Source organism: Deinococcus sp. Leaf326 (assembly GCF_001424185.1).
In the GTDB taxonomy this organism is placed as follows: Bacteria; Deinococcota; Deinococci; order Deinococcales; family Deinococcaceae; genus Deinococcus.
In genome coordinates, this window is record NZ_LMOM01000102.1 from 1 (window position 1) to 1,469 (window position 1,469).

2 protein-coding genes are annotated in these 1,469 nt (G+C 63.0%); both read right to left on the reverse strand.

Features of this window, described 5'->3' with window-relative positions; all coding sequences use genetic code 11:
* Positions 1–286, reverse strand: a 286-nt coding sequence (locus ASF71_RS22135; RefSeq protein WP_235514700.1) for an ATP-binding protein, incomplete at its 3' end; no start/stop codon positions are given.
* Positions 276–1,469: IS21 family transposase (gene istA / locus ASF71_RS22140; protein ID WP_056304195.1), on the reverse strand; the 1,194-nt coding region annotated here is incomplete at its 5' end. The genes ASF71_RS22135 and istA, both read right to left, overlap by 11 nt.

Here is a 1,469-nt window from a genome sequence, read left to right on the forward strand (position 1 = left end):
AACGATGAAGTTGGCGGACGAGGGCTTCATTGACCTCGCTGCTGGCGAAGTCGAAGCCGCTGAGATCGCGGTAGGCCGGGAAGCGGGCCGTCTTCAATTGGTAGGCCGTCGATCTGACCTCCCGCTCGGCTGTCTCGGCCTTCAAGAGCTGTGACAGGATCGGGATGACCGCCTCGAAGGCCGGCGCACCCTGTTCGGTCAGTTCGCTGACGGCTTGTGCCATGCCGTGCATCTTCAAGCTGCGCAGCATGATCACAATAGCGCCGCTGGCCGGGTTATGACGCATGGCGCACCTCCGCAGTCCGGCGCAGGGCGTCATAGCGTTCGACATTGGCACGGGGCTCGGTGGTCAGCGCGAGCGCCCGGGGAGCCTGCACAGTCGGTGGGGCGATCGGCTTTCCGTCGATTAGGCGATGCAGAAGATTGAGGATGTGGGTCTTGGTTGGAACACCAGCCTCGAGAGCCATGTCGACCGCACACAGCACGACCTCTTCGTCGTGCTGGAGGACCAGGGCCAGGATCTCGACCATCTCACGATCCCCGCCGGGTACCTTGAGAAGGTGCTGCTGCAAGGTTTTGAAGGCTGCCGGCAGTTCTGCGAAGGGCGCACCATTGCGCAAGGCGCCGGGTTTGCGCTGAACGACCGCCAGATAATGTCGCCAGTCATAGATCGTCTGGCCCTGACGATCATGCGATCGGGCAAAGATCCGGCGATGTTCGCAGATGGCCTGCCCCTCGCCGACGATGACGATGCGGTCGGGATAAACGCGCAGGCTGACCGGGCGATTGGCGAAGGACGCCGGCACGCTGTAGCGATTGCGTTCGAGATGAACGAGGCAGGTCGGAGAAACGCGCTTGGTATGTTCGACGAACCCGTCGAACGGACGAGGCGTTGGCATCAGTTGACCGACTTCCTCGGCCCAGGCTTCGGCAATCGTGCCGGGTTGGGTCGGGTGGGGTGCCAGCGCCCACAGATCCTGGCATCGCCTTTCCAGCCAATCGTTCAGCGCGTCCAGCGACGACACGTTAGGCATAGGCTGCCAGAGCCGGTGACGGGCATCTTGAACGTTCTTCTCGATCTGCCCTTTCTCCCAACCGGACGCTGGATTGCAGAACTCGGCCTCGAACAGGAAGTGGCTGACCATCGCCGAGAAGCGCATGTTGACCTGGCGCTGCTTGCCGCGCCCGACCTTGTCGACGGCAGTCCTCATATTGTCGTAGATGCCCCGCCGCGGAACGCCGCCCAGAACGCGGAAAGCGTGGTTATGGGCGTCGAACAGCATCTCGTGGGTCTGGAGCGGGTAGGCCCGCACGGTGAAGGCGCGGCTGTAGGACAGCTTGACGTGGGCCACCTGCAATTTGGTCCGCTCGCCGGCGATGATCGCCCAGTCTTCGGACCAATCGAACTGGAACGCCTCGCCCGCCACGAACGCCAATGGCACGAAAGTGCCTCGGCCCGTGGTCTGTTG